Source organism: Pseudomonas sp. B21_DOA (assembly GCA_030544685.1).
GTDB classification, from domain to species: Bacteria; Pseudomonadota; Gammaproteobacteria; order Pseudomonadales; family Pseudomonadaceae; genus Aquipseudomonas; species Aquipseudomonas fluorescens_AO.
Map to the genome: position 1 here is coordinate 3,854,355 of CP086683.1, position 23,968 is coordinate 3,878,322.

Genomic DNA, 23,968 nt, shown 5'->3' on the forward strand with positions numbered 1-23,968 from the left:
GCTTGCCAGCGATGGGGCCAAATCAGCAGTATCTCTGTTGCCTGATACACCGCTATCGCTGGCAAGCCAGCTCCCACAGGGTTTCACGGTGTCAGAGGTCTTTGGCGTTCAGAAGAAGACGATTTCATACGGCAGGCGCATCCGTTCCAGCAGCACCGGTGGCAGCAGCGGGGCGATGCCGATGGCCGGTTCGCCTTTGAGCTGGCTGGCGTAAGCGTGGGTGGCGTGGCTCTTGCGCGCGACTGTCCAGGTGTCGAGACGCAGCTTGCGCGCACGCTCCCAGGGAATCATTTGCTGCTCGCGCTCCGGCCAGTGCCAGGCCCACACCGGCACATCGTGGTAGGTCGCCCCGGCCTTCTGCGCCGCATCGAAACTGGCCCGGCCGACCACTTCATGGTCCGCTGGACCATCCTTGCGCCAAGTGCTGAACACCACGTCGCCCGGGCGCAGGTAACGCCCGATGAATTCGGTCAGTTGGCTTTGCTGATCGCTCAGCGCGTTATCGGTAAAACCGCCGCGCACCCATTTCAGGCTGTGCATCGGCAGGCCGAGACGGCGCAGGGCTTCGACGCTTTCCTGCGGACGGAACACGCTCAGGCGTTGTTCCGACCATTGCCGCGAGCCGGGGTGGCTGGCGCTGCCGTCAGTAATCGAGAGCAATTGCAGAGGATGACCGAGGCTGGACAGCAGCTGCAGCAAGCCGCCGCAGGTGACGACTTCATCGCCCGGATGCGGGGCGATCACCACGGCGCGGGCGCCGGCGGGAACCAGACTGTGGGTGTTGATGACGGGAATATTGTCGAGCTGCGGCGCGCTGTTCCAGATCTGGGCTGGCAGGCCGTGTTCGTTGAGCAATGACGGTTTCATGAGTGCGACGTCCTTGTGGTGTCTCGCCCTCAGTCGTGAGCAGCCGAGGCTGTCGCGGCCCGTGAAGGCAAATGAATAGCAACGGTGCAGTGCTCCAACCCTTGGATTACTGCGAGGCAGAGTATTGCTCAAGACTCGGCATTCGTCGCGTCACAGATCAATCTGATACGTATTTTTTATTCCAGCTGTGCCAGATTGCGCAGGAAGTCACCGAATCCGCCCTTGGCCCGACTGTCGAGACGGGCGCTGGTGTGCACCTGCGGACGGTGACTCCAGGCAATATTGGCGCCGCTGCGTTCCAGCGCACGGACCAGTTGCACGTCCTCATCACAGGTCAGCGGTTTGAAGCCGCCGGCCAGGCGATAGGCCTCGGCACTGACGCCGAGGTTGGCACCGTGAATATGGCGATGGCCATCGCGGGCCTGGTAATGACGGTGATAGCGAATTTGCGCCGCTTCATCAATGGATTCATGCCAGTGCTCGACGGTGACCGTACCGCACACGGCATCTGCTTCCAGGCCCAGTTGCGCCGCCAGCCAGTCATAGGCAACGCGGCTGTCGGCATCGGTGCAAGCGATCCAGCGTGCACCGCGCTCGAGCAGCAGGCGCGCACCGGCGGCGCGGGCTTCGCCAACGTTGCGCGCATCGATCTGCAGGCTCAGCACCGGATAAGCGCTGACGATCTGTGCCGAGCCATCGCTGCAGCTGTCGAGCACCACGAGAATTTCCACTGGCTCGCCGGCCAATTGTCCATGCTGGCTGGCACGCAAGGCGGCCCGCAGACATTCATCAAGCAGCGCCTCTTCGTTATGCGCCGGAATCACGATACCGATCAACGCAAGCCCTCCAGGGCAGCCACCGAGCGTGGCTCACGGCTCCACAATTCGAGAATGAAATCCGCTTCCTGATGCAGCACCAGACGCGGCAACGCCAGTTGATCGTGGATCTGATCGTGAACTTGACGTGCATTCAACGGACAGCCTTCAATCGGCGGGCGCCAGTGACAGGCCAGCAATTGGCCGTCAGCCGTCAGCGATTCGCTGATCCGGCGGATCACTTCTGTCAGATCCTGCTCGTCGAGGTAGTAGCCGATTTCGCTGAAGACGATCAGGTCGAATTTTTCCTCCGGCCAGTCAGCCGGCAGGCGTCCCTGGCGGACTTCGGCATGCTCGAATACGCTCAAGCGAGTACGTGCGAGCTGCACCGCCGCGCTTGCGGTATCGCAACACAGCAGGCGGCCGCAACGCGGAGCCAGCTCTGCACTCAGTTCGCCGTTGGCGCAACCCGGCTCGAAGACGGACCGGTAGCGAGGACGGGGCAGGGCAGCGAGGGTGACCGCGCGTTTGCGCTGTTCGTACCAGCGCTGGCGGAACGCCCATGGGTCGTCATTGCCCGCGAACAGGCCGTCGAAATAGCGATCATCGACACTCACAGGAACACCACTTCAAAAGGTTGCAACAAACGATCGAGTACATAGGGCGCGAGAACTGGCCCAAGTCCGACGTCGCGGTCGCCTTCCAGCTGGCTGGCGAAAGCATGGACCGCGTGGCGTTTGCGCGCGATGTGCGTGGGTGACAAGAGAATCTTGCGTGCCCGCTCCCATGGAACCGAAGCGTCTTCCGGGGTTGCCCAGTGCCAGGTCCAGACCGGAAGTTCATGGCAGGTCGCACCGACGCGTCGCGCCGCTTCGACACTGGCACGGCCGACAGCCTCATGATCGCTGTGGCCGTCCTGGCGCCAGGTCGTGAAGACTACGTCGCTGGCATGCAGATAGCCGGCGATGAATTCGCTCAACTCCGGTTCCTGAGCTGCGACTTGGGTGTCGGTAAAACCACCGCGCAGCCATTTCAGGCTGTGCATCGGCAGACCTAGACGACGCAGGGCTTCGGCGGATTCTTGCGGTCGCACCACGCTCAAACGCTCGACTGTCCAGCGTTGCGAGCCGGGGTGACTGGCGCTGCCATCGGTGACCGAGATCAACTGCAACGGCCGTCCCGCCGCCGCCAGCAATTGCATGATGCCGCCGCAACCGAGCACTTCGTCATCCGGATGCGGCGCGACGATCACCGCCCGCGAGCCCAGCGGTACGAGGTCAAGAATGTCAATGGCGGGCAGCTCGGCCAGACGCCGCGAAGCCTGCCATTGCTGCAGCGAAGTGCCTTGACCGACGATCGGGTTGTCCTTCATAGCGCCCAGACCTCGCAGGACTGCTCAGCAATCTGCTGGCCCAGTGCAGCAAGGTCGCGTTCGGCGTGGCTCTGTCGCAGGAACACCGGCAAGTCGGCACTCAATCGCGCGAAATGCCGATCCTGACAAAACGGCCGGGCACCCAGTGCGCGACCGACTTCACGCATGACCTGTTCGGCAGACTGTTCGACCACGGCGCGGGCGCGTCGGGCGAGCAGTTCAGCATCGGCCTCGGGCTGCGCGTCGATTTGCAACGCACTGAAGCGCAGCACATCGGCCGCCGCCTGCAGTGCGGTGTCAGTCGCACCGAGGTGGGCAAGGGCATGCGGTTCATCACGCTGCGCGCAATGCTGGCGCAGCCCTTCGGCGATCCGCCGCGAAGCGCCATACCAGCAAGCCGCGATACCGATCCCGCCTTGCCAGAAACCCGGCCGTTGCAGGTAATCGCCGGGGTTACCAATGGCCTGCGCTTCAGCGTTGTCGAACAGCACCTCGACGCTGCCAGTCGCCGCCATGCCCACGGCCTGCCAGCCTTGATCGGTGATGGTCACGCCAGGCTGATCAAGTGCGACTGCCACCAGTTGCTGCTGACCGTCCGCGTCCCACGCAGTGAGCAAGGCGTGGCTGAGCACCGCAGCGCCAGAACACCAGGCCTTGCGCCCGTTCAACGTCACCATATGCCCGGCCGGCGTGATTTTCACCCGTGCCTGCGGCGGTTCGGCGGCCCACATGCCCCACGTACTGCCCGGGGTTGGCGTGCCGCCCAATTGCTCGATGATCGCCAGAGCATCCGTATGGCCTTCGTAGAGTTTGCACAGGCCTAAATCGTGCCCGCCGACTTCCGCAAGACGCTGAAAGCGCTCCAGCGTGTGACCGCTGCCGGGCAACGGCAAACGGTCGAGTCCGGCCTCGACCATTGCCCGCAGGCAACGGCCGAGGGCGTTGGTGTCGGCGTAATCTGGCGGACGGCGGGCCAGATAATGTTGAAAGTCCATATCATTCTTCTTCGTCGCGTTGCAGTTCGAACAACAGCAACGAACGTCCGGTCACCGAATATTCATGGCCGAAGTCGAAGCGTTCCTGGCCGCGAATCGCCGGCTGATTGGTGTCGATCATGCAGGTCCAGAAGCCACCATCCGGCACTTCCGGCAGGGTGAAGTTGACGATGTCGTGGTGCGCATTGACCACCAGCAGCAGGGTCGCATCGGCACCTTTGCGACGGATGCCGGTTTCCTGCGCGCGACCATCGAGCAGCATGCCCAGGCAGCGGTTGTGCGCGTCGTGCCAGTGCTCGGTGGTCATTTCGGTGGCGTCCGGGGCCAGCCAGGTTACGTCTTTGACGCCGATGTCTTCGTTGTACTCGCCGACCAGGAAGCGCCCACGACGCAGGATCGGATAAGTCAGACGCAGCTTGATCAGGCGCTTGACGAATTTCAGCAGCGCCTTGCCGTCCTCGCTCAGATCCCAATTGACCCAACCGATTTCGCTGTCCTGGCAATAGGCGTTGTTGTTGCCGTCCTGGGTGCGGGCGAATTCATCACCGGCAACGATCATCGGCGTACCTTGGGCCAGCAGCAGAGTGGCAAAGAAATTGCGCATCTGCCGGTGGCGCAGGGCGTTGATTTCCGGATCGTCGGTCGGACCTTCGACGCCGTGGTTCCACGACAGGTTGTTGTTGCTGCCGTCCTGGTTGTTCTCGTCGTTGGCTTCGTTGTGCTTGTCGTTATACGAGACCAGATCGTTGAGGGTGAAACCGTCGTGGGCGGTGATGAAGTTCACCGACGAATACGGCCGTCGCCCACGCTGGTTGAACATCTCACCGGAAGCAGTCATGCGGCTGGCGAAATCGGCAAGCTGAGCGTCGTCGCCTTTCCAGAACGCGCGCACGGTGTCGCGGAATTTGTCGTTCCACTCAACCCAGCCCGGCGGAAAGTTGCCGACCTGATAACCGCCGGGGCCGCAGTCCCAGGGTTCGGCGATCATTTTCACCTGACGCAGCACCGGGTCCTGACGGCAGGCGACGAGGAAGCTGTGGCGCTCGTCAAAACCATCGTGGTAGCGGCCAAGAATGGTTGCGAGGTCGAAGCGGAAGCCATCGACGTGCATCTCGCTGGCCCAGTAGCGCAGGGAGTCAGTGACCATTTGCAGCACGCACGGGTGGCTCAGGTCCAGGGTGTTACCGGTGCCGGAATCGTTGATGTAGTAGCGCTTGTCGTCCGGCATCAAGCGGTAGTAGGAGGCGTTGTCGATACCGCGCATCGACAGCGTCGGGCCTTGCTCGTTGCCTTCGGCGGTGTGGTTGTAGACCACGTCGAGAATGACTTCGAGGTTGGCATCGTGCAGATGCGCGACCATTTCCTTGAATTCGGCAATCTTGCCACTGGCCAGATAACGCGGGTCCGGGGCGAAGAACGCAATGCTGTTGTAGCCCCAGTAGTTGGTCATGCCTTTTTGCAGCAGATGCTGATCGTTGACGAAGGCATGAATCGGCAGCAATTCAACGGAAGACACGCCGAGCTCGCGGATGTGTTCGAGCACATCGTCGACCATCAAACCGCCGAACGTGCCGCGCAGGTTTTCCGGCACCGACGGGTGACGCATGCTGATGCCGCGCACGTGGGTTTCATAAATGATGGTCTTGTCCCACGGCACGCTGACGCGATGATCATTGCCCCAGGTGTGCGCCGGGTCGATGACCTTGCACTTGGGCACGAATGGCGCGCTGTCGCGTTCGTCGAAACTGAGGTCGGCGTCAGGATGGCCGATGGTGTAGCCGAACAGCGCTTCCGACCATTTCAGCTCGCCGACCAGTTGCTTGGCGTACGGGTCGATCAGCAGCTTGTTGTGGTTGAAGCGATGGCCGTTGGCCGGGTCGTAAGGACCGTACACGCGGTAGCCGTAGATCAGGCCCGGATGCGCATCGGGCAAGTAGCCGTGGTAGATCTCATCGGTGTATTCGGGCAGTTCGATGCGCTCGAGTTCGACTTCGCCGCTGTCGTCGAAAATGCACAGCTCGACTTTGGTGGCGTTGGCGGAAAACAGAGCAAAGTTAACCCCCAGACCATCCCAGGTAGCACCGAGCGGGAAGGGCAGACCTTCACGAATTCTCGACGGCTCGGCGTGCGCAGCGGGTTCGGCTTTCTTTGGACGGGTCATGATTGCTCCTGCAAAAAAACGGGACAGTTCAGGCAATGAGATTTCCTTGTGGGAGCGAGCTTGCTCGCTCCCACAGGGATTGGATTTTTCTCCCGCATTGGGGAGGGGCTTTCTTCGGGGCGCAAAACCCCATGTGGCGAGCACGCTCGCCACACAATCATTCAGTTCAAATATGGATCGGGTCAGTTCGCCGGGGGCTTCTTCGCTGCTCGCGGCTTTTTCTCGGCTGCCTTTTCGCCCGGCGGAACTACTTTTGGCGTGGCCGCAGGTTTTGCTTTCGTCGCGGGTTTGGCTTTGGCAGCAGCCGGTGTCTTGGCGTCGAGCGCTTTGGTTTCGGTGCTCTTCGCCGCTGTGGTCTTGCCAGCCACCTTGCTGCCAGCCGCCTTCGGTGGCTTCTTCGGCGCCAGCGCTTCGGCCTCGGCCAGCTTGCGCGCCATCTCCCAATGACGTTCTTCGTGGCCTTCAGGCTTCCCTTCCGACTCCCAGATCTGATAGGCGAATTCGCGAATGCGTTTATCGTCGGTGCTCATCGCAATGCTCCTGAACTGAACTCATGCTTGTGTCGAGTGTTGGATAAAGAGATTGACCGGGACATCCCCCAGCGCTTCGCTGACATTCAGCTCCCTGTTTTGTGTGACTACGCTGCTGGCAAAAAGTCCCCTCAGGTTTGTATCCGAAGCGGCGGACGGTAAAACCACCCGCGTATCGCCCCAGCGCAGCGCATCGACTTGCGGGACGGCACTGTTTTCCAGCAACGTTGCGCAGCGCACCGGCACCACGACAACGGCCCGCACACCCTCGTGTTCGCGGGCGAATGCCAGTACGTTGTGGGCCTGACTGCCCAGCACTTCCAGTGGCTGGTAATCGCCACGGCGGAACAGCTCGCTGTGCTCCTTGCGCAGGTTCAATACCGCGCTGATCAGCGCCTGTTTGATGCGCCCGTCGCGCCAGTCCCTGAGTAGTTCGGCACTTGGCACGGACGCCTGCAACGCTTGCTCGCGGGCGGCGTAATCCACCGGCCTGCGGTTGTCCGGATCGACCAGACTGAAATCCCAGTACTCATTGCCCTGATACAGATCCGGCACTCCCGGCACGGTCATGCGCAGCAAGGTTTGCGCCAGCCCGTTGAGCGCGCCGGCAGCGGCGATACTGTTGACGGTTTTGCTCAGCGCCGCTCGCAGCAATTCGCCTTCTTCGCCGGTCAGGAGTTTTTCCGTGAAGGCCTGCGCCGCGCTTTCATAGGCTTCGTTCGGTGCGCTCCAACTGCTTTGCAGCTTGGCCTCGCGCAAGGCTTTCTGCTGCCATTGCCAGATGCGCTTGGCGTAGTCGGCGAAACCAGCCTGGTCATCGTCCTGCAGATCCAGCGGCCAGCTACCGAGCAAGGCTTGATACAGAATCAGTTCGTCGCCAGCGGACGGTGCGTCATCTTCGATGCGGACCGGGCGGGCGAGGGCGCGCCACAGTTCGACCTGGTCGGCGTACCAATGACTGCGCTCGCTGAGCACGGCCAAGCGGGCGCGGGTGTCTTCGCCACGCTTGTGGTCGTGAGTGGCGGTGGCCAGCAGGTTGTCGGGAAACTCCGCCATGCGCTGCTGATTGACCTCGTGGAATTCGCTGACCGGCGCGCTGAATTGCTCGGTGTTGTAACCGACATCATTGCGCGACAGCAGCACCGCCGAACGATAAAGCGCGGTGTCTTCCACGGCTTTGGCAGCCGCCGGCGAGGTCAGTTGCTGGAAACGCACGCAAGCATGCTTGAGGATCTTGCGTGAACGCCCGCGTGGCTTGCGGCGCCAAGGCGTGCCGCCGAGCCAACTGGCGACCGAGTCGAGTACTGGCCAGTCAGCCTCGCTGAGGGTCTGCCGCGCTCCGTCCATGGCGTGCTGGAAAATTGCTTCGTCCTGCTCGGAACGCCCCATGGCGCTGATGTAGGTGCGATAAACCGGGAAGTGCACGATCAACGCGTGCAGCACGCGGCGAATCGCGCCCAGGGTCAGGTCGCGGGTCATCAGGTCATCCCGCGCGACTTGATGCAGCGCCTGCGCGACACTTTCGAAATCGCTGGCCAGCGAGCCGTTGAGGATCTGCTGACGAGCCAACTGCGCTTCTTCAATAAACGCTGCCGGGCGCTCGGTGCGGCGCTGCCACAGCTCGCCCAGCACATGTTCGCCGTCCGGGTCGTGTTGCAGCAGCGACAGCTGATTCATGAACTCATAACCGGTGGTGCCGTCCACGCTCCAGTCGCGGCGCAGGGTTTCGCCCTCGCCGAGGATCTTCTCGACATAGATCGGCAGGTGCCGTCCCGGTGCAAGGTGATCAAGACGCCGGCGCAGCTTGCGGCAGTAGCCACGCGGGTCGGCGAGGCCGTCGATGTGGTCGATGCGCAGACCGTCGACCAGACCTTCTTCAACTAACTGGAAGATCTTGCCGTGGGTCGCTTCGAACACCGCCGGGCGCTCGACGCGCAGGCCGCCAAGCTCGTTGATGTCGAAGAAGCGCCGCCAGTTGATGTCGTCCGCCGCCGTGCGCCAACTGGCCAGGCGATAACTTTGCCGTTCCAGCAGTTCGTGAAGCTTGTGAAAGCCTTCCTCGGTGGTGGAATCGTACTGAGCGAGGTTGCCTTCGATAGTCGCCAGAACATGCGGATCGCTCGCCAGTTCGCGCAACTCTTGCTTGAGCGGCATCGCCAACGAATGGGCATCGGTCTGGTAGCTGAGTGTGCTGAAGCGATCGGCCAGAGACTTCAGCGTGTCGTCGGACTTGAGTAGCTCGCCATAGTTGTTCGGGCAGATCGGGAAGTGATGGTCGTAATGTTCGACGTCGAACGTGCCGGTCTGCGCGTTGAATTTCAGCTTCAGCGTGCCTTCCTGCAACGCCACGCCGTAATCACTGCCAAGGAACGGCAGCAGCAACTGGCCTTCCATCAACGGGTCCGGCGAGTGCCACTGAATGTCGAAGAATTCGCCGTACGGGCTCAGGCGTCCCCATTCCAGCAAGTCGAGCCACCACGGGTTGTCGTTGCCACCCACGGCCATGTGGTTGGACACGATATCGAGGATCAGGCCCATGTTGTGTTCGCGCAGGGTGCTGACCAGTCGGCGCAATGCCGGCTCGCCGCCCAGCTCAGGGTTGACCTGGGTCGGGTCGACCACGTCGTAGCCATGCATGGAACCGGCGCGCGCCGCCAGCAATGGCGAGGCGTAGATATGGCTGATACCGAGGCGGGCAAAGTACGGCACCAATGGCACCGCTTGTTCGAGGGTAAAGCCTTTGTGAAATTGCAGACGCAAGGTGGCGCGCAATGGCTGGATTTGCTGTTGATTCATTGGTCACGCTCAGTGGCTTGTAGGCGCGCGCAAGCCAGCAGTTCCAGGCGGCGGGCGGCATCGGGGCCGTCCAGCAATGCTTCGCTGGGACCGGGCAAACGTCGCGACCAGTTCGGATGTGAGTCGGTGGTGCCGGGCAGATTCGCCTGTTCATCGATACCCAACGCATCTTCCAGCGGCAGCAGCACCAGCGGAGCGCGGGTGTGGCCGAGGAAACGCACGCTGGCATCGACCACTTGATCGGCCTCGTGGGACTCTTCACGGAAATTCTGCGGATCCTGGCGAAGCGCATCGCGCAGGCCTTCGCGTTCGCGCTCGCGATGTCGACGCCAGTCGATTTCGCCGTTGGCATCGACCAGACCCAGGCGCGCATTCCAGTCGATATCGCGGCCATGCCACCAACCGTTGAGTGTTGGCAGGTCATGGGTGCTGGTGGTGGCCAGCGCGTCATCCGGCCAGTCGAGAATCGGTTTGAAACGAGTGTTGTCCTGCTCGAACAACAGCACGCGCATACCCAGAATCGAACGCGCCGCGAGTTTCTCGCGCAGACCTTCCGGTACGGTGCCGAGGTCTTCGCCGAGCACGATGGCCTGGTGCCGATGCGACTCAAGGGTCAGCAGACGCAGCATGTCGTCGAACGGATAATACAGATAGGCACCGTCGGCCGGGTCAGCGCCGTTGGGGATCACCCACAAGCGTTGCAGGCCCATGACATGGTCGATGCGCAGGCCGCCAGCATGGGCGAAGTTGGCGCGCAACATGTCGATGAAAGCGCGGAAACCGTTGCGGATCAGACCTTCGGGCGAGAAGGCGGAAATGCCCCAGCCCTGGCCGCTGCGATTGAGGATGTCGGGCGGCGCGCCCACGGTCAGCGAAGCGAGCAACTCATCCTGAAAGCTCCACGCCTGGCTGCCGGCGCCATCAGCACCGACGGCAAGGTCAGCGATCAGACCGATGCCCATGCCGGCGCTGCGTGCAGCAGTTTGTGCGCGTTCGAGACAGCGATGGATCAGCCATTGGCAGAAAGCGAAATAGCCAATGCGCTCGGCGTATTCCTCGGCAAACGCGCTCAGCGCTGCGCCGCGCGGGTCGTGCCAGTGCTCAGGCCATTCGCGCCAATCGAGGCTTTCGCCACGGGCGGCGCGCATTTCCTGAATCGCTTCAAAGCGGCAATGGTTTTCCAGCGCTTCGCCACCGGCGTGACGGAAACTGGCGAAGTCGGCGTGCAGCGGGTGCTCGCCAGCGACAAAACCGTCGTACAAAGCTTGCAGCAGCTTCTGCTTGGCCTCAGCGGCAGCCGGCCAGTCGATCAGTTTGAGATTTTCCAGTTGCTCGAACTGCGCGGCCAGGCCACTGGCATCGATCGCATCACGCAAAGCGCGTTCGCCAAGAATGCTGCCCGGCGCCGCATACAGTGAATTGAGAAACAAACGACTGGAAGGTGAATAGGGGCTGTAACGGCCGGTGTCGGCGCTGAACATCGCGTGCATCGGGCTGATTGCCAGTGCATCGGCGCCACGTTCGCCAGCCACGCGGACCAGTTCTTCCAGCGCCTGAGTGTCGCCAAAACCCCGTCGCCAGGACGACGCAACGCATACAGCTGTGCGCTCAGCCCCCAGGCGCGCGGGATCGGGCTGTCGACCGCATCGCCGACGCTGAAGCAGCGCTCGGGCGCGACCGCCAAAGTGAAGTACTGATCGCCAATGTGCACTTGCTGATAACCGACCGGAATCAGACCCGGCAGCATCGCTTCGTTGTCCAGCTTGAGACTCATCTGCGAGCCGTCTTCAAGATGAATTTCGCAAGGCGTTTCCGGTGAAAAGTAGCGACTCAGATCGAGGGCAACACCCACGTCGCAGGTCAGCAGGGGCGGCAAGTGGCGGTCTTGCTGGACCTCTTGCAGTTCCAGCAGGCTGGCATCGATTTCTTGCGCGGTGCTGGCGGGGTGGCCGAGTCCGATCAGGACATTGCGCAGCACAGCAGGAGCGACTTTTTGCTGACGCCCGTTGGCGTCGATCCAGTCGACGGCAAGGCCGGCTCGGCTGGCGAGTATTTCCAGTTGCGCATCGCTCATAGGCGCTCTCCATCCAGGGGTGCATAACGGGTGCGGCCGTGAGGCTGACGAGCGCGGTGTACGCCGGCAGTTGATTCGGGTCCGACAGATCAAGGGCCGGCGGCTGTTGGAACAACCACTCGGTATGGGTCTGTGCAGGGTTGACCACTGCCGTATCACTGAGGTTCAGGTCAATTCGCAGCTCACTGCCATTGCCCAGCCGCCAGCGTGCGCTGACCGCGCCATAGCCGAGCATCTGCGCACCCAGAGCCTGGGTTCCGGAGAGATTGGGAATGATGTACTGGTGACGCAACTTCAGCAGTTGACGGTAGAGCTCCTGGGTCTGCTGTTGCAATGGCGTGCCGCTGCCGGACAAACGCGGCTGCGAGGCGCGGAAAGTTTCTTCAGCATTCGGATCGGGAATCTGCTCGCGCTTGTGCGGATCGGTAAAGGCACTGAACGCGGCGAATTCATTACGCCGGCCTTCACGCACCAGCTCTGCCAGTTCACCGTGGTGGCTGGTGAAAAACAGGAACGGTTGCTCGGCGGCAAATTCATCGCCCATGAAGATCAGCGGAATCATTGGCGACAGCAGCAACAGCACCGTCGCCGCCTGAACTGCGCGCGGGTCGGCAAGTTGATGCAGGCGCTCGCCAAACGCGCGGTTGCCGATCTGGTCATGGTTCTGCAGGAACAGCACGAAAGCGGTGGAGGGCAGATGCTCGCTCGGCTCGCCGCGTGGTTCACCATGCCGAGTGATGTGGCCCTGGAACACGAAGCCCTGACTCAGGCAACGCACCAATTGCTCGGTAGGTTGCGCGGCGTAGTCGGCGTAATAGGCGTCGGTTTCGCCAGTCAGCAGTACGTGCAAGGCGTTATGACCGTCGTCGTTCCATTGCGCGTCGTAATCGGTTTCCAACAGGCTCGACTGGTTGAGCTCATTCTCGACGGTCAGCCAGACGTGGCGGGTGGGGTCGATCTGCTGGCGAATGCGTCGGGCCAGGTCGCTGAGGAAATCCGGGTCTTCAATCGCATGCACCGCATCCAGACGCAGGCCGTCGAAACGGTATTCGAGCAGCCACATCAGCGCGTTTTCAATGAAGAACTCGCGCACTTCAGGGCGGCGGAAGTCGATCGCCGCGCCCCAGGGCGTGTGCTTGTCTTCGCGAAAAAACCTTTGGCGTAACGATGCAAATAGTTGCCGTCGGGACCGAAGTGGTTGTAGACGACGTCGAGAATCACCGCCAGGCCATGGCCGTGCGCGGTGTCGATCAGGTGTTTGAGTTGGTCCGGCGTACCGTAGGACGCTTGGGGGCGTAAGGCAGCACCCCGTCGTAACCCCAGTTGCGATCACCGGGGAATTGCGCCAGCGGCATCAGTTCGATGGCGGTAACGCCCAGCGCAACCAGCCGCGCCAGATGCTGTTCGACTTCGGCAAACCCACCGAGCGCACCGACGTGCAACTCGTAAATCACCGCTTCGCTCCATGGCCGGCCATTCCATGCGGTGTGCCGCCATTGATAGGCGTGCGGGTCGACGACCACGCTATGACGGTCGAGGTCACCATCCTGGGCCCTGGAGGCCGGGTCCGGCACCTCCAGTTCGCCATCGATGCAGTAACGGTAGCGACTGCCCGCCGGGCAATTGGCCTTGATTACAAACCAACCGTCGCCCTGAGGCAGCATGGGCAACGATTGGCCATCTTCCAGTTCCACACTGACGTAGAACGCGTCAGGCGCCCACAACGCAAATTGCGTGTGCTCGGCATCCAGCATGATCGCGCCGTGGGGCCAGGTTTCTTGGGTCCTTGACGGCATTTTCTGCAACTCCCTGGTTATTTGTGGCTGGCTTTACCCAAAGCCTTGGCGACCAGTTGTTCGTAAAGTTCGGCGTAGGGTTCAACCGCTTTGCTCCAGTTGAACGGTGCGGCCATGGCCCGGCAACGCATGGCGTTGAGCAATTCCGGGAAGGCGAAGACCTTGAACGCGCGGCTCAGGGCTTCTTTATAGCTATCAACGGTGGACTCATCGAAGAGGAAACCGGTGACGCCGTTTTCAATGGTGTCGGCCAGCCCACCAGTGTTGCGCGCGACCGGCAACGAGCCGAAACGCTGGGCGTACATCTGGCTGAGGCCGCAAGGCTCGTAACGCGAAGGCATCAGCAGGAAGTCGCTGCCGGCGAACATGCGCCGAGCATCGGTTTCGTTGAAGCCGATGCGCACGCCGATCTGGCCAGGGAAGCGCAGCGCCAGCTCACGCATGGCTTGTTCTTCTTCCGGCTCGCCGCGACCAATGATCGCGATCTGGCCACCGTTCTGCACGATGAACTCGGACACCGCTTCGGTAAGGTCGAGACCTTTCTGATAGACCAGGCGCGAAACCACGGCAAACAGTGGACCGGTGGAATCGTGCAAGCCAAACAGCTCACGGACATGGGCGGCGTTGACCGCTTTGCCTTCCCAGTCGCCGATGGCGAATGGAGCAAACAAGTGCGGGTCGGTCGCCGAATCCCAGCTTTCATCGATGCCGTTGGGGATGCCGCTGAGCAGGCCCTGCTGGGTTTTCGCAGCGAGGAAACCGTCGAGGCCGCAGCCGAAGTCCGGGGTGGTGATTTCCTGCGCGTAAGTGGCGCTGACGGTGGTGATGTGGCTCGAATAGGCCATGCCGGCCTTGAGGAACGACATCTTGCCGTAGAACTCCATGCCTTCCTGCTGCAGCGCGTGGGCGGGAATCCCAAGCTCCGGGCAGGAACCGAGGCTGGTCACGCCTTGGTAGGCAAGGTTGTGAATGGTGAACAGGGTCGGCGTGCGCTGCCCGCGCCAGTGCATATAGGCAGGAGCGAGACCGGCCGGCCAGTCATGTGCGTGCACCAGATCCGGGCGCCAGTGGATTTGCGCAAGGTTGGCGGCGATATCGGCAGCGGCCAGGCCGAGACGGGCAAAGCGGATATGGTTGTCCGGCCAGTCGCGACCGTTGTTGGCGCCGTAGGGGCCGCCCTCACGCTCGTACAATTCAGGGCAGATCAACACGTAGATCACCAGGCCATCGGGCATGTCCATGCGCCCGATCTTGCAAGGTGGCAGCGCAGCGTGGCCACCCAGTTCGCCGATGATGTGAATCGGGTTTTCGCTGTGCACCACCTGCGGGTAACCGGGAATCAACACCCGTACGTCATGCAAATGGGCCATGGCCCGGGGCAGGGCGGCGGAAACGTCACCCAGACCGCCGGTCTTGACCAGATCGGCGATTTCCGACGTCACGAACAACACTTTTTCTTGTTGGGATTCTGGCTTGCTACCGGAGCAAGCGTCTTGGTGCCGGGTACGTTGATCTGTCGGCTGCCGGGAACACTGATGGTGCTCGATTCTCCAAGCGACTGGTGAGCACGCTCTCCCTGAATATCCAATGCCGCACTGATCATATGTATCTCCCGTGTGTGATCTGATTCTTGTCTCGAACAAGCTGTTTCATGGCCAAGTCCTGTGGCCGGGCGCAAAGGCGCCACGCATCGGTGAGCAAATGCTGACCCAACACGCGCAAGCAGAATGGGTGGTGAGGCCGTTGCAAGGATTACACCAGTCGCTTTCGCCCAGTTGTTCTGATGACCTGTGGCGTGAAGCAAAAGTTTCGACTTTTTTCGTCGGTATGACCGAGTGGTTTGGCCACTGAAAAATGAGTCTAGGCCAGATCCTAGAGCGGGCAGGGGCAAATGGGTAAATTGTTCGACAATCGGTTGTGTCGGGATGTAAGAGAGGGTTCAGGAGGGAAACGCTCCGACGAAGGGCATGTTTTTCGGTCGGAGTGGGCCAAAACGGTGACTGGGTAGTCACGGTTTTGTGCTAGGGATGGGCTGCGCGCACCGATTTGGTGCGGTGGCGTTGAGGAGGGGTGGCGAGTTGGACCCTTCGCGAGCAAGCTCGCTCCCAAAGGATGAATGCATTCCAATGTGGGAGCGAGCTTGCTCGCGAAGGGGCCGGTTGAAGCACTACGACTCTCGAGTCAAAGACTCAATTCAACAGACGCACCGGCTCCCCAGTTGCCCAACCCTGAATATCCTCGATCATCTGCCGGAAGAACTGCTCGTAATTCTGCCGACTGACATAGCCCACATGGGGCGTGGCGAGGACATTGTCCAGCGTGCGAAACGGGTGCATGGCAGGCAAAGGCTCTTGCTCGAATACATCCAGCGCCGCCCCGGCAATGCGCCGTTTCTGTAGCGCCTTGATTAGTGCCGCTTCATCGACGATCGGCCCGCGCGCGGTGTTGACCAGTAGCGCGGTCGGTTTCATCCACTCCAGTGCTTGCGCATCGACCAGTCCGCGACTGCGTTCGCTGAGCACCAGATGCACCGACAGCACGTCGGCCTGTTCGAACAGTTGTTGCTTGCTGACGTACGTCACGCCGGCCTGTGCAGCGCGTTCGGTCGTGAGGTTTTCACTCCAGGCAATCACGCGCATGCCGAATACCTGGCCGAACTGTGCGACCCGCTGGCCGATGCTGCCCAAACCGAGAATCCCCAGCGTCTTGCCGTGCAGATCACCGCCCAACCCCTGCTGCCACTGGCCGGCGCGCAGAGCATTGGCTTCGGTAACCAGATTCCGGGTCGCCGCCATGATCAGCGCCCAGGTCAGCTCTGGCGCGGCGTGTTTATAGCTGTCGGTGCCGCAGACCTGGATGCCCAACGCCGCTGCGGCCGGCATGTCCAGCGCTGCATTGCGCATACCACCGGTGACCAGCAACTTCAGATTGGGCAAGCGCCCGAGCAAATCGGCGTCGAACCGCGTGCGTTCGCGCATCACGCAGATCACCTCATATTTGCCGAGGCGCTCGGCCAATGTCGCGTTGTCGGCGGGGTAATCGTGCACAAAGGTCACTTCACCAATGCCTTCCAGCACCGACCAGTCGACCACGTCGCGTGCCACGTCCTGCCAGTCATCGATCACTGCAATCTGCACTGTCATCGCCTTACCTCATCAAGGAGCGGAAGGGGTTTTGCCCAGCCAGCCGAGCAATGCCTGATGGAATTTCCCCGGTTCCTCCATTTGCGGCGCATGGCCCATACCCGGGAATTCAATCAGCGTCGACTGCGGGATCAGCTTGGCGACTTGCTTGCCGAGCACCTCGTAGTGGCCGATTTTCGCTTTCACTTCCGGCGGTGCGAGGTCTTTGCCGATGGCGGTGGTGTCGGAGGTGCCGATCAGCAGCAGTGTCGGCATTTTCAAATCCTTGAACTCGTAGTACACCGGCTGGGTGAAGATCATGTCGTAGATCAGCGCCGAGTTCCACGCGACCTGGGTCTTGCCCGGACCTTTGCTCAGACCGGCGAGCATGTCGACCCAACGATCAAATTCCGGCTTCCAGCGGCCGTCGTAATAGGTGGTGCGCTCATAGTCGCGAATGCCCTTGGCCGTGACCTTCAATTCACGCTGATACCACTGATCGACGGTGCGATACGGAACGCCGAGGGCTTTCCAGTCTTCCAGACCGATCGGGTTGACCATTGCCAATTGATCAACCTGCTCAGGGAACAGCAGCGCATAACGGGTGGCGAGCATGCCGCCGGTGGAGTGGCCGAGCACCGTGGCTTTCTGAATGCCCAACGCCTTGAGCAATTGCTGGGTGTTGGTTGCCAGTTGCTGGAAGCTGTATTGATAGTGCGCAGGTTTGCTGGAGGTGCAGAAACCGATCTGATCCGGCGCAATCACGCGGTAGCCGGCGTCGCTCAAGGCCTTGATCGAACTGTCCCACGTCGCCGCGCAGAAATTCTTGCCGTGCATCAGCACCACGGTGCGGCCGTTGGCCTTGCCATTGGCGGCGACGTCCATGTAGCCCATTTGCAGCTTCTGGCCTTGGGATTCAAAGGCGAAGTGTTTGAGCGTGTAGGGATATTGAAAACCTTGCAGCTCCGGACCATAGGCAGGCCCTTCGGCGGGAGCGTTTTCAGTGGCCGCGTGCGCCATTAATGGCAGTGCAGCGCTGAGGACGAGGCCGGGCAGCCAGCGGGAAAGCGTGACGGACATAAGCACAAACTCCTTGAAAATTGGCCGACTCTGGAAGGCCGGGATTACGCCGACGTTAAACAAAGGCAATCACATGGGCGGTTGGTTCAACCGAGCCAGCCGAGGGTCAGCAAGGCCAGTACGCCATAGCGCGCGCCTTTGGCCAGTGTCACGATCAGCAGAAAACGCCCGAGCGGTTCGCGCATGACCCCGGCAATCAAGGTCAGCGGATCGCCGATCACCGGCAGCCAGCTGAGCAGCAGCGACCAGTGCCCGTAGCGCTCGTAATGCTTGCGCGCCATGGCCATGTGCCGCGGGCTGACCGGGAACCAGCGTCGATCCTGAAACCGCTCGATGCCACGGCCCAGCCACCAGTTGACCAGCGACCCGAGCACGTTGCCCAGCGTCGCCACCGCGAGCAAACCCCACAGCCAGTAACGCTCGCTGACAATCAGACCGACCAGCAGCGCCTCGGATTGCAATGGCAACAATGTCGCCGCGCCAAACGCAGCAAAGAACAGACCGAAATAAGCCGCGCCCATCAACGGGCCGGGTAGTCCGCCACCACTATGTCAGCGCCGTCCTTCTTCAGACCGATGATTTGATACGCGTCGCTCATGCCGTCCATTTCCATGCCCGGCGAGCCCATCGGCATGCCAGGCGCAGCCACACCCAGCAGATCGTCGCGCTTGCTCAACGCAAGCACCTGATCGGCCGGTACATGGCCTTCAACGAATTTGCCATTGATGATCGCCGTGTGGCAGGACGCCAGACGCGGTGGTACGCCGTGCTGCTGTTTAAAGCTGCTCATGTCGCTTTCGACGTGATCTTCGACTTTGAAGCCATTGGCTTCGAGATGGCTGATCCACTTTTTGCAGCAACCGCAATTGGCATCGCGGTGCACTTCGATCGGGATCAGTTCGGCGGCTTGCGCCAGGGAGGAGATGAACAGGGTGCTCAGGGCGAGCAGACGCAGTTGGCTTCGCATGGGAATGGGGCTCTCGACTCGGTGAAGGTCAGAAAGCACGCATTTTGACCGGTTTTTCCATCCCGGCATCAACTGAGTGTTTCCAGTTGCTACAAGACAGCCGAGCCAATGTGAGAGCGAGCCTGCTCGCGAATGCAGTTGACCAGTCGCAGATACAGTGACTGAAAAATCGCTTTCGCGAGCAGGCTCGCTCCCACAGGGATTGGCGTAAAGGGCAAAATCCCCGTGGTCGCGGTTGGCTTAACTGACCTTGAACCGTCCCATGATCGCGCTCACGCGGCTATTGGCTTCGAGCAACTGGCGGGTATTCAGTTCGCTGGCCTGGCCGCTCTGCACCAGTTCATCGACCATGTGACGGATCTGCACCATGCTGCGGTTAATCTCTTCGGTAACGGCGCTTTGCTGTTCGGCGGCGGTGGCGATCTGCGTGCTGAGGCTGTTGATGTGGCTGACCGAACCGGCCATTTCGTCCAGCCCCGAGTTGACTCGGGCGGTGGCGTCAGCAGCGGACTGGCAGCTGGCCTGAGTGTTTTCCATGGCGCTGACCGACGAACTCACGCCTTGGGTCAGGCGGGTCAACATCTCGTTGATTTCCGAGGTGCTGGCCTGAGTGCGGGCGGCGAGGGCGCGGACTTCATCCGCCACCACCGCAAAGCCGCGACCCTGTTCCCCTGCACGCGCCGCTTCAATTGCGGCATTAAGGGCGAGCAGGTTGGTCTGCCCGGCAATCGCGCCGATGACGCCGAGGATTTCGGTGATGCGCTGGGCGTCCTGCTGCATGTTTTCAACTTTGTGTGTAGCGCTGGCCACTTCGTCGATCAGCGCGACTACGCTGTTGGTCGCTTCCCTACCACGACGCGCGAGCGATCGGCGTTTTCATTGGCGCGCTGGGTGAAAGCTGCGGTTTCTGCAGCGTTTTGCGCAACGCTTTCGGCGGTGGAGCTCATTTCAGTAATCGCGGTGACAGTCTGGTCGGTTTCCGAGGCGTGGCGCAGCAGAATCTGGCTGGTGTGCGCCGAGGTGCGTTGCAGATTATCGAGGCTGGAAGCCATGGCGCCGGTGGCCTGGGTGACTTCGCCGATCATGTTCTGCAAATAGACGATGAAGGTGTTGACCGAATGGCCGATGGCGCCCAGTTCGTCTTCGGCGCGAATGGTGATGCGGCGAGTCAGGTCGGCGTCACCGCTGGACAGTGAATCAATGTTGGCTTTCAGAGCCTTCATGCGCTGTACGAGTTTGCGAATCGCGTAAACCTGCAACAGCACCAGCAGGATCACCAGCGGAATCTGGATCAGGCTGAGACTGTTGAGCACATCGTCACGCTGGGCGGTGAGCATTTTGGTCGGCAGGGCAGTGGCGAGGAACCACGGTGTGCCCTCGATAGGGCGCATGAAGAATGTGGCGTCTTCTCCGTTGTTATCGAATTCGACGCGTTGCGCTTTATCGCGATTTTGCAGGCCGGTCTTGATCTGACTGATGAAGGTTGAGCTGGATGCCAGTTCGCTGATGTTCTTCAGCACGATCGGGCCGCTGATGCGCGAGCTGTTACTGATGATCTTGCCGTCAGCCTCAACGATGAGCATTTCGGCGTTGAGGTCTTTTCCTTGCGCGCCACCAGGTCGTTGAAGAAGCCCAGGGTCACGTCGATGGTCGAGACGCCCCAGGCATTGCCGTTCTTGTAGATCGCCATGGCGCAGTTGGTGCGCGGCTCGGCACTGGCGTCGTCCTTATAGGCAGCGGCCCACGCGCACTGGCCGCGCGGGGTGGCCATGCCGCCCTTGTGCCAGCTCTGGTCGTAGTAGTTCGGTGCGGCGTCGCTGTTCCAGAAGGTATTGACCTTGAGCTGACCCGAGGCGTCGCGGTGCCAGAAGGTGCTGAACTTGTTGCGCCCGGCTTCGCGCTGGCCGGGCAACGGCCAAATGCCGCCGCCAAAGACTTTCAGTTCGCCGTACTGATCCACCAGCCCTGGCAGCACCACGTCGATGGCGGCGCTGTCGAGCAGGGGATGGTCTGGGTGATGCTGCGTTGCTGCGCCTGCACCTTGTTCAGTTCGCCCTGAATCTGCACGGCGACTTCGGCGATGCGGTTGAGCACGACCTTCTCTTCGGTATCGCGCAGGGTCGGTGCGACCAGTTGGCTGATGCCGACCACGGTCAGCACGGACAACAACAGGATGAACAGAATCAGAAACAGCGTGTAGCGAGCCTGAATAGTGCGCAGTGCGGGCATGGAACTGATCCTTGAGCGGCTTTTTGTTGGAGGGCAGGAATAAAAACAGGGCGGGTATCACAGCGTATCGTCGTTGCGGGCGGAAGCTTTAGGTACTTGCGTGCCGAAAGAGCTCAGGGCGATGACCGGCTGGTATCGGAATTGGTACATCACCAGCAATCGCCACAGTTGTTACATCCTGATGACGGCTCTGAAGCAATGTTTGCGGGCCTTAAGCTCGGTGTCATGAATGTACGAGATTTGTAAAAAAGCGCACAAAAGAGTTGGTGCGATCAGCGAAGCGGCCGATACTCGCGCCCATTCAATTGGTTGGAACAGGGACATTTCATGCTCATTGCACAAGGAATCCTCGCATGACGATCGGCTATACCGGCGCCTGGGAAAGCAAGGCGGGCGTAATGGTCCGTGATACCGGCGCGAAGAAGCAGGTTTCGCAGAGCGTCAAAGTGCAGCAGATGTTGACCCTGGTCGGTAACGATCCGAATGCACTGAATGTCGCGGAGATGGACAAACAGGGTTTGCGCAAGCAGATCAAGGGTTTCGACCCGGCCAACGTTTCCGTCAAGCAGTTGGGCAACCTCAGCGAGTTCCTGCGCGGGCGCGGCCTGATTTCCGAAATCACCTCGATCACCTTGCTAAATGCCGGCGACAAATTCGACCGCTTCGGCGTGCAGAAAGACCCGGAGGCGAAGTTCAACGCGCTGGAATATTTCGCCACGCAGCTCGATGCCATTCAGACCAACAGTCTCAATGGCAATTACTACGGCAAGAGCCTGATTCCCGAATTCAAGAAAGCCATTTACGTCTTGCAAAACCTCAAGACTTACGGTGAAGGCAATGCCGCCGTGCCGTCGGACAGTGGCATCAAAGCCAAGGCATAAGCCCGCACGCATGAAGCGGGCTCAGCCTTGTATTGCTCACGTTCAGACCGGCGATAAATCACGAACGCTAAATTGCCGTTGCGTCTGAGCATGCAGGTCTTGCATGTACGAGCAGTGCAAGGCCAGTCTGCGCGGGCGGAAACCGCGATGGAACAACGCCAGCCAGCCGCCCTGATTGTCTTGCGCCGGTGCCAGACCGGTGAAGACAAAACCAATGGCGTTGAGACTGTGCAGATCCACGGCAAATTGTCGCGACAGCTGCAGGCGAATCGAAATCAGCCAGTGCCCGGGCAGTGAGCGCAATTGGTTCAGCAGTTCCGGATCGAGTTTTTCCAGGAGCATTTCGTGGCGATCGCCGTGTTGTTCAACCTGAACCGAGGCTCCGCGCCAGCGTCCAGCATTGGCTCCGATGCCGAACACGGCCGTCAGACGCTCCATCAAGGGTCTACAACTGGCAGGCCAGACCTGGTCAGGCAACGGCCGCTGGTAGCCATCGATCGCCCGAACGCCCACAACGATCGACTCCGGTTTTTGCAACCAAAAGGCGAGCGGACATAGTCCGGTAGCAGTCCGGTGTTATGGAACCCGAGGCTGATCGCCATGCGTTGGGTGTAAGGGTGGTGGGTGACCTGCTTGATCGAAACGCTGCGACAACCCAACGCCTGTGCGTGAGTCAGCAATTGCTCACCCAGGCGCGTGGCGATGTTCTGCCCACGGGTGTCAGGATGGACGGCACTCAAAGCCAGCTCAGCGTCGTACGATGCCTCGCTTTGCCTGTACAAAGTGGCATGACCACGTATCCGTTCTCCCTCGACCGCAACCAGCGAGTGCCAGCGTTTTTTCGCATGGTTCTGACTGATCAGGCACGGCAGATACACGTCGCTTTGTACGTAATGGTCGCCGTATACCTGGCGAAACAGTTCGCTGACGGCGGCGGCGTCGCTTTCACGGTAATTGCGCAGGATCAGCGATTCCATCAGGCACCTCCCCGTCATGTTGCTCATAGCAGCGTAAATCGACGATCGGCAGGCTCTTGCCGGCGCGAGGGTGGCGCGCGAGATCCTCGAAGCGGCAGCTCTGGATACGTAGCTCCAGTAATCCAGCGGTTCGCAGGTGGATGATCTGCGGGTAACGTTCGATCAAGCGGGCCTCAAGTTTGTTATCGATCTGTGTTGATCGCTCTTCGACTACGTATTTCAACGTCAACACGTCGGTGCCGTCGGCCTGTTCAATCAACAATTGCCAGTCGTCGCTGCCAGCAGTGCGCCTTACGGTTTCGCTGATTTCATCCGTCATCAGCGACAGGATGCCGACGCGCACGCGCTGGCTGTTGCCGCTGCGGCCCCTGAGGGCGAACTTGCGTTGCGGCGCACCGATCGGTTCGCGCCAGCACGCCAGGTCTCCCACGGGATAGCGGATCAGCGGCATCAAGCGCCGATGAAGGTTGGTCAATACGAGCAGGCCGTGTTGATCGCAGGCCTCGATCGGCTTGCCCGTGTGCTGATCGATGATCTCCAGCAGGACGTGACCGTCAGGCGTGCGATGTTCGCCTTCCTCGCAGTCGCGATGACTGGCGCCGATAAATCCAGCGTCGACGCTGGCGTAGCCGATGGAGGCGATGCGTGCATTGGGCAGCACTTGCGCAAGGCGTTGACGCTGTGAGGCGAACAGGCTCTCCCCGCCGTAAAGCACTGTATCAACCCGAGGCAATACAAGGTTGCGTTGCCCCAACCAACTGGCGAAGGTCAATAATTGCGCGGGCACGCCAGCCAGCACGTTGATCCCGTGTTGCGCGATGGCATCGGCCAGCTTCGGCGGGTCGACTTCACCGCTGAACGGGAACTCGGTGATCGGCGTATCGACATGGGCCAGTGAATCGTGGATAAACAGAAAACTGGCATAGAGGTCGCCGGCGAAGAACAGATTGGCGACCCGGTCGCCCGGGCTGAATTGTCCATTCAGGCTGCGACCGAAATTCTCTACGGTGGCTTGCCATTCGGCACGGGTGTAGACCGAGAGCCTGCCGCTGCCTGTGGATCCGCCGGTCTTGAAAACCACCGCCGAGCCGATCGGCGCGGTCAGTACCGGCCATTGGTCGAGGTTCTCGCTGCCAATCCAGAAACTCGCAGGATCAAGCAAAGGCAGTTCGGTCAGTGAGTTTATTGCCTCGGGAACATCATCGAGACAGTTCTGGTAGTAGCGTGAATGCTGGCGGGCAAAACTCATCAGTCCGCGAATCGGTTGGGTTATTTTCACAAAGTGTTCTTCCTGAATGATCTGACT

Annotated in this window: 14 protein-coding genes and 5 pseudogenes; 1 reads left to right on the forward strand and 18 read right to left on the reverse strand. The window is 60.9% G+C overall.

Annotated elements, in window-relative coordinates; all coding sequences use genetic code 11:
- Positions 1-108: 108 nt before the first annotated feature.
- From LJU32_17905 to LJU32_17980, 16 genes and pseudogenes are all read right to left on the reverse strand, one after another.
- The gene (locus LJU32_17905) at positions 109-867 is read right to left on the reverse strand and encodes a PIG-L family deacetylase (protein ID WKV87552.1); all 759 of its coding nucleotides are present in this window, start codon (positions 865-867) and stop codon (positions 109-111) included.
- 176 nt (positions 868-1,043) lie between these two features.
- Entirely contained in the window at positions 1,044-1,703 is a 660-nt protein-coding gene (locus LJU32_17910; GenBank protein WKV87553.1) for a glycosyltransferase, read from the reverse strand.
- Positions 1,700-2,299 carry a nodulation S family protein gene (locus tag LJU32_17915; GenBank protein WKV87554.1) on the reverse strand — a complete coding sequence of 200 codons (600 nt, stop codon included), beginning with the start codon at positions 2,297-2,299 and terminating at the stop codon, positions 1,700-1,702. Before LJU32_17915 ends, LJU32_17910 begins: the two co-directional genes overlap by 4 nt.
- Positions 2,296-3,054 carry a PIG-L family deacetylase gene (locus tag LJU32_17920; GenBank protein WKV87555.1) on the reverse strand — a complete coding sequence of 253 codons (759 nt, stop codon included), beginning with the start codon at positions 3,052-3,054 and terminating at the stop codon, positions 2,296-2,298. The genes LJU32_17915 and LJU32_17920 overlap by 4 nt, the downstream gene beginning before the upstream one ends.
- The gene (locus LJU32_17925) at positions 3,051-4,049 is read right to left on the reverse strand and encodes an acyl-CoA dehydrogenase (protein WKV87556.1); all 999 of its coding nucleotides are present in this window, start codon (positions 4,047-4,049) and stop codon (positions 3,051-3,053) included. Before LJU32_17925 ends, LJU32_17920 begins: the two co-directional genes overlap by 4 nt.
- A gap of 1 nt (position 4,050) precedes the next feature.
- Positions 4,051-6,210, reverse strand: coding sequence for a glycogen debranching protein GlgX (glgX, locus tag LJU32_17930; protein ID WKV87557.1), 2,160 nt, complete (start codon positions 6,208-6,210; stop codon positions 4,051-4,053).
- Positions 6,211-6,392: 182 nt separating this feature from the next.
- The gene (locus tag LJU32_17935; protein ID WKV87558.1) at positions 6,393-6,740 is read right to left on the reverse strand and encodes a DUF2934 domain-containing protein; all 348 of its coding nucleotides are present in this window, start codon (positions 6,738-6,740) and stop codon (positions 6,393-6,395) included.
- 21 nt (positions 6,741-6,761) lie between these two features.
- Entirely contained in the window at positions 6,762-9,536 is a 2,775-nt protein-coding gene (locus LJU32_17940) for a malto-oligosyltrehalose synthase (GenBank protein ID WKV87559.1), read from the reverse strand.
- Positions 9,533-11,610 (reverse strand): annotated as a pseudogene (gene malQ, locus LJU32_17945) (4-alpha-glucanotransferase). The gene LJU32_17940 and the pseudogene malQ overlap by 4 nt, the downstream one beginning before the upstream one ends.
- A gap of 16 nt (positions 11,611-11,626) precedes the next feature.
- Positions 11,627-13,406, reverse strand: a pseudogene (gene treZ, locus LJU32_17950) (malto-oligosyltrehalose trehalohydrolase).
- 17 nt (positions 13,407-13,423) lie between these two features.
- Positions 13,424-15,009: pseudogene (gene glgA, locus LJU32_17955) on the reverse strand (glycogen synthase GlgA).
- A gap of 586 nt (positions 15,010-15,595) precedes the next feature.
- On the reverse strand, positions 15,596-16,549 hold the full coding sequence (locus LJU32_17960; protein ID WKV87560.1) for a D-2-hydroxyacid dehydrogenase family protein: 954 nt from the start codon (positions 16,547-16,549) through the stop codon (positions 15,596-15,598).
- A gap of 12 nt (positions 16,550-16,561) precedes the next feature.
- Positions 16,562-17,608, reverse strand: a complete 1,047-nt coding sequence (locus LJU32_17965) for an alpha/beta hydrolase (GenBank protein WKV87561.1) — start codon at positions 17,606-17,608, stop codon at positions 16,562-16,564.
- An 86-nt stretch (positions 17,609-17,694) separates the two neighbouring features.
- Positions 17,695-18,129 carry a DedA family protein gene (locus LJU32_17970; GenBank protein WKV87562.1) on the reverse strand — a complete coding sequence of 145 codons (435 nt, stop codon included), beginning with the start codon at positions 18,127-18,129 and terminating at the stop codon, positions 17,695-17,697.
- Positions 18,129-18,575: a DUF411 domain-containing protein gene (locus tag LJU32_17975; GenBank protein ID WKV87563.1), complete on the reverse strand. Its 447-nt coding sequence runs from the start codon at positions 18,573-18,575 to the stop codon at positions 18,129-18,131. The genes LJU32_17970 and LJU32_17975 overlap by 1 nt, the downstream gene beginning before the upstream one ends.
- A 240-nt stretch (positions 18,576-18,815) precedes the next feature.
- Positions 18,816-20,804, reverse strand: a pseudogene (locus LJU32_17980) (methyl-accepting chemotaxis protein).
- A 353-nt stretch (positions 20,805-21,157) separates the two neighbouring features.
- On the opposite strand from LJU32_17980, the gene LJU32_17985 reads away from it, so the two are divergent.
- A complete protein-coding gene (locus LJU32_17985; protein ID WKV87564.1) occupies positions 21,158-21,685 on the forward strand; it encodes a hypothetical protein in 528 nt (175 codons plus the stop codon).
- A 42-nt stretch (positions 21,686-21,727) separates the two neighbouring features.
- Here the strand turns inward: LJU32_17985 and LJU32_17990 are convergent.
- Together LJU32_17990 and LJU32_17995 are read right to left on the reverse strand one after the other, a co-directional pair.
- A pseudogene (locus LJU32_17990) lies at positions 21,728-22,662 on the reverse strand (GNAT family N-acetyltransferase).
- The gene (locus tag LJU32_17995; GenBank protein WKV91142.1) at positions 22,631-23,911 is read right to left on the reverse strand and encodes a phenylacetate--CoA ligase family protein; all 1,281 of its coding nucleotides are present in this window, start codon (positions 23,909-23,911) and stop codon (positions 22,631-22,633) included. Before LJU32_17995 ends, LJU32_17990 begins: the two are co-directional and overlap by 32 nt.
- Positions 23,912-23,968 lie beyond the last annotated feature (57 nt).